Source organism: Dyadobacter sp. (genome assembly GCF_051859145.1).
Lineage (GTDB): Bacteria > Bacteroidota > Bacteroidia > Cytophagales > Spirosomataceae > Dyadobacter.
Genome location: NZ_JBHYGF010000289.1, coordinates 1 through 5,473, shown reverse-complemented (window position 1 = coordinate 5,473; position 5,473 = coordinate 1). Strand labels below are relative to the sequence as shown.

General features: G+C 50.4%; 4 protein-coding genes. 2 read left to right on the top strand and 2 right to left on the bottom strand.

The features are described from left to right. Positions 1-1,254: outer membrane beta-barrel family protein (locus tag ACTIE6_RS16375; RefSeq protein ID WP_439557665.1), on the top strand; the 1,254-nt coding region annotated here is incomplete at its 5' end. On the opposite strand, the gene ACTIE6_RS16370 is transcribed toward ACTIE6_RS16375, so the two are convergent. Then, positions 1,251-3,062 (bottom strand): glycoside hydrolase family 15 protein, encoded by a 1,812-nt coding sequence (locus ACTIE6_RS16370; RefSeq protein ID WP_439557664.1) that lies wholly within the window; start codon positions 3,060-3,062, stop codon positions 1,251-1,253. The two genes, ACTIE6_RS16375 and ACTIE6_RS16370, sit on opposite strands and share 4 nt — an antisense overlap. Before the next feature lie 144 nt (positions 3,063-3,206). Here ACTIE6_RS16370 and ACTIE6_RS16365 point away from each other — a divergent pair, with 144 nt between their 5' ends. Next, positions 3,207-3,683, top strand: a complete 477-nt coding sequence (locus ACTIE6_RS16365; protein ID WP_439557663.1) for an ankyrin repeat domain-containing protein — start codon at positions 3,207-3,209, stop codon at positions 3,681-3,683. A gap of 94 nt (positions 3,684-3,777) precedes the next feature. Here the strand turns inward: ACTIE6_RS16365 and ACTIE6_RS16360 are convergent. Next, positions 3,778-5,473 (bottom strand): catalase (locus ACTIE6_RS16360; protein WP_439557662.1); only part of this gene is annotated, 1,696 nt, incomplete at its 5' end.

Here is a 5,473-nt window from a genome sequence, read left to right as displayed (position 1 = left end):
GGTTTGTACGAGCGCGCCGAGCTGGACGGATTGACAACCAACCTGAATACCGACCAACCCGCGCGCCTGAAAGTACTACAGTACACCCGCAACCCGAGCGAGAACCCGCTGAATGCGTACCGCTTCCGTGCAGATTATGCAATTAACCTTGGCAAAGGGAAGCTGGAAGCAGGTTACCAGTACCGCAACCAGGTTCAGAAAGGAGAATTTCAGTATCTGAACCAGAATATGGAAGAAGGTACGCTGGAACTTGTGCCTGAATTCAGCAGCCGCACGCGGGTAGCAAATCAGATCCACGCCACTTTCGTGCAGTATGCAGGCAAGCAGGGCAAGGTGGAATATGCGGGAGGTTTGCGGTACGAATATTCAACCCGCGCATTCACCGCCGGAACGGATGCGACGCGGCACCTTAATTTGTCCAATCTTTTCCCGACAGCCAGCTTGCAATACCAGGCGGGCAAAAACCTGCGGCTGAAAGCAGGTTACAGCAAAAGGGTACAGCGGTCTACCAATGCGGAGCTGAACCCATTCCCCGAGCGCGAGCATTCCGAAACGCTGGAATCGGGCGATCCGAACATCCTGCCCGAGTTTATTGATCTTTCCGAAATTGGTATCATCAAGGATTTTGGTAAAAACACGGTATTTGCCACCGTCTATAATCAGCGGATCAAAAACGTGGTCAACAGGGTCAATAGTGTATATAATGACACAATCCTGAACCGCATCTACACCAATGCAGGACTCGCTACTTCCTGGGGAATTGAGGCCGGTACCAGCTTGCAGCTGACCAGCTGGTGGCAGTTTTATGCAGGGGGAAATGTTTATGACTACAAGATCAAGGGTGCATTATTTAATGATAATGTGGCTGTTAACCAGCGCAGTGTTGTGTTTTCTGTCAATGCAAATACCAGCTTCCGGCTTGCTCCTACCTGGAATTTGCAGCTGACTTACAATTACCTCTCGCAGCGGGTTACAGCCCAGGGTGAGGATTCAAGGTTTGTGAACCCCGCGCTGGCTTTGAGAAAGACATTTTTGAAAGGAAAACTATCCGCATTGCTGCAATGGCAGCAGATCGACCTGGGCTTGCTGGGCTCAAACCAGCAGCGCATTACCACTTACGGCAGAGACTTTTACACGACAACCAACTATATCCAAGAAACGGATATGTTTACAATCAACCTGACTTACAGCCTCAATTCACTTGCGAAAAAAGCGAAGCTGCCGGTCAGTGAATTTGGTGAAAAGGAGTTTTAGTACCCGGTCCTGTCCAGCTGCTTGTCCAGTTCCAATGCAGCGCTGATCAGTGCGAGGTGCGTAAAGGCTTGCGGGAAGTTACCCAAATGCTCCGCCTTGTGGCCGATCTGCTCGCTGAACAGGCCGAGGTGATTGGCATAACCCACCATTTTCTCGAAACTATCCAGCGCTTTCGATACCTGCCCGCTTTTGGCGAGCGATTCGATAAACCAGAACGAACACATATTGAAAGTGCCTTCGTCTCCTTCTAGCCCGTCAAACTGGTCTGCCCCGTTTTTGTAGCGGTATAGCAGCACATCAATGCCCAGCTGCTCTTCCACCACATTCAGGGTCGACAGCCAGCGCGGTTCGTATGGGGAGATAAAGTGCATCAGCGACATCAGAAGCACACTGGCATCCACGTTTTTGGAACCCTTAAATTGAACCCAGGCACCCACTTCTTCATTCCAGAAATTGTGGTAAATGTCCGCGTAAATTGCATCCCGCACTTCCTTCCATTGATTTTCGGGAAAAGGGAAGGAACGGTGCTGACCTATCTTGATCGCCCGGTCCATCGCAACCCAGCACATTAACCTGCTATGGAGGAATTCCTTTTCTGCATTGCGTATCTCCCAGATCCCGTGATCGGCGTCTTTCCATCTTTTGATCACCTCATTCACCTGCTCCACAATCGTTTCCCAAAACTCGAAAGTAATGGGTGCGTGTTGTTTGTTATAGATGTAAATGGTATCAATCAGCTCGCCGTAAATATCCAGCTGATACTGGTCCTGCGCCGCATTGCCGATCCGCACGGGCTTGGAGGCTTTGTAGCCTTCGAGGTTTTCAAGCTCACGTTCGGCCAGATCGTGCGCGCCGGAAATCGTGTACATCAGGTACAATTTGTCTTCCCTGCTGCGGTCGTGGATCCATTGAAGAAATGCAGTCGCCTCATCATGATAGCCCAGCCGGAGAAATGCGTACATGGTAAATGCCGCATCGCGGATCCACATAAAGCGGTAGTCCCAGTTGCGCGAGCCACCGATCGTCTCGGGCAGGCTGAATGTAGGTGCCGCTACCATCGAGCCGAGCTCGCGGGAAGTAAGCAGTTTCAATGTAATCGCCGAGCGGTTGACAGTACCGTTCCAGCGACCTTTGTAAGTAGATTTTTTCGACCAGTTACGCCAGAATTCAATGGTTTGCGCGTAAGTATCAGCTTTATAGGCTTCAATGGGATTTTCATGCTCAACCTTACTTTTGCCGCATTCAAGCACGAGCCAGGCAGTTTCACCTTGTTTCAGCGTAAATTCAGCAGTACCTGCGAGTTCTTCCATTCCCAGCGGCACATCTGCGATCAGCCGCAATACATTGTTCTCTGCATTATCAGGATTAAAATACACCGCATCATCCCGCAGCTCACAGGAATGCGTGCTTTGTGCGTAGTCAAATGCCGGCTGGCACCTTACATGGAATTTAATATTGCCGCGAATCGTCTTAATCTGCCGCACAATGGCCGTCGAATTGTCTGTGGCTTCTTCATTAATGGGCATATAGTCGGTCACTTCCGCGATGCCGTCTTCTGAAAAAAAGCGCGTCAGCAGCACAGCTGTTGCGGGCAAGTAAAGCTGCTTGGTATTGTAGTTTTCCATCTGAGGAAATACCCCAAAGCTTCCGCCTTTCTTGTTATCGAGTAATTTGGCAAAGACAGTAGGAGAGTCAAAAGAGGGGTAACACATGAAGTCGATCGAAGCGTCGACGGAGACAAGTGCTACTGTTTTGAGGTTGCCGATGAGGCCGTAATCTTCAATGCGGTGGTAGTCGGGTTTATGCATTAATGTAGTCGTGTGATGTAAAAAAAGAAGATTCTAAATTATCACGCCAGCATTTCCAGCCTGGTTTTTGCCGGTAAGTCCGGTCGGCTATTTTCGATGGTATAATATTTGGTAAAAACGGGAAATATTAACGCTACATAAATAATGGAAAACTACACTCAAGTGATCATCCATGCTGCCAGGCTAGGTGAGGTACCAGTTCTGCAAGAGCTCGTGGACCTGAAAACAGATGTAAATTGCCGGGACGAAAAAGGCTACACGCCGCTGATCGTGGCATGTTACAATAACCAGCTGGAAGCAGCAAGGTTTCTGATCGACTCGGGCGCAGATGTAAACGGTGCTGATTATGGAGGGAACACTGCATTGATGGGAGCCGCATTCAAAGGCTACGCAGATGTCGCTAATTTGCTGATCGACAGAGGCGCCAACCTCGACCTGCAACATGGAAATGGCGGTACTGCATTGATGTTTGCGACGATGTTCGGGCGCAATGACATGGTCAAGCTATTGCTCAGCCGCGGCGCCAGTACCAGTATCCTCGATGCGCGCGGCTTGTCTGTTTACGACCTGGCTGCCCAGCAGAATAACCAGGAGGCACTGGACATACTCGAAAAAGCCTGATCGCTGATTTTCGTTAACCTGACCTGCTTTAAAGCAAGAACACCCGGGACTTACAAAGCCCGGGTGTTCTTTTTTACCAACAATTGCTGCACGATTATGCAGGAACGCGTCTTGGCTTCTCGCGCTCCCAGAAACGGTGCTGCGAAATCGCCAGGATGAATTTGTCTGCCAATGCTTCCGCATCGTCCAGTACCACAACTCCCTCCTTGATCACCGTTGCATCGGAGAAATCTGCCGGTAGTTTTTTGCTGAAATAAGTTGCTTCCAGCACCTGAATCGCCGAAGCATCAGCGGCAATAGCCTTGCAATGTCTGAAAGCTTCATTCAGGAAGTGTACCGCGTCGGCATCCGCTTCCACAGTCGCGACACTGTTTGTCCCGCCAGGTACATAAATCGCATCAAACAATACGGATGCAGCTGTCAGGAAAGTATGGTCAACAGGGATCTGGGTATCATTTTCGGCGATCAGGTAACTGTGGCGAGGTGATACAATTTCAACCACTGCACCAGCACCTTCCAATGCGTTTTTCACCGTCATCAATGATTTCTCATCCACACCATCTGCCGCAAGGAATGCGATCTTGCGTGTGGCAATGGTATCTTTTACCGTGTTCACCATGCTCAAAGCAGCGGATGATTTCAGGCTGCCTTCTGCCATAATGGAATCATAATCCGCAGGATCAGCGTCGGCAGGAATGCTCCTGTTGACAGGCAGCTCGGGATCTTCCGGTACAGGCAAACGAAGTGCAAATGCTACTTCCGCCGCCAGCGCCTTATCGATGAGCGAAAGGATACCCAGCATCCGTGTACGGATTTCCGGTGATGTTACCTTACCCAGCTCAAAGCTGAGCGCATCAATCAAATGGTCTTTTTCAGGCTCCGACTGGCTGTTGAAGAACAACCGCGCCTGGCTGAAATGGTCGAAGAAGCTCCTGCTTCTTGCGCGCACCTTGCGGGCGTCAACCCTTTCCGGGTAGCTGGTAAAACCGCCTTCCGAGGCCTTTGCCTGGGCAGGGTAGTTGTTACCGATCGTATTCGGTCCGTAGCTCGACTTCCCACGGTTGATCGTCTGCCGCATAAAACCGTCGCGCTGGTTATTGTGCACCGGAATGATCGGTCTGTTGATAGGTATCTCGTGGAAATTCGGTCCGCCGAGACGCAGCAGCTGGGTATCTGTGTATGAAAATAGCCTACCCTGCAATAGCGGATCGTTTGTGAAATTAATTCCCGGTACAACGTGGCCGATGTGGTAAGCGACCTGCTCGGTTTCAGCAAAGAAATTGTCCGGGTTGCGGTTCAATGTCAGTTTACCAATGCGCTGCACAGGTACGAGCTCTTCCGGGATGATCTTGGTAGGATCAAGCAGGTCAAACTCGAATTTGAATTCATCTTCTTCGGGAACGATTTGCACACCCAATTCCCACTCCGGGAAGTTCCCGCTTTCGATCGCCTCCCAGAGGTCGCGGCGGTGGTAGTCCGGGTCTACACCAGAAATTTTCTGGGCTTCGTCCCAGGCTACTGCGTGTACACCCAGTAAAGGTTTCCAATGGAATTTAACAAAGTGCGATACACCTTCTGCATTCACAAAACGGAATGTATGTACACCAAAACCTTCCATCATCCGGTAGCTGCGCGGAATGGCCCGGTCGCTCATGGTCCACATGATCATGTGCGCTGATTCCGGCATCAAAGAGATAAAATCCCAGAAAGTATCGTGTGCCGAAGCTGCCTGCGGAATTTCATTGTCCGGCTCAGGCTTTACAGCGTGCACCAGATCAGGAAATTTGATC

Coding starts and splice junctions, on each gene's coding strand:
- ACTIE6_RS16365 (WP_439557663.1), top strand. CDS start 3,207: ATGGAAAACTACACTCAAGTGATCATCCATGCTGCCAGGCTAGGTGAG.
- ACTIE6_RS16370 (WP_439557664.1), bottom strand. CDS start 3,062: ATGCATAAACCCGACTACCACCGCATTGAAGATTACGGCCTCATCGGC.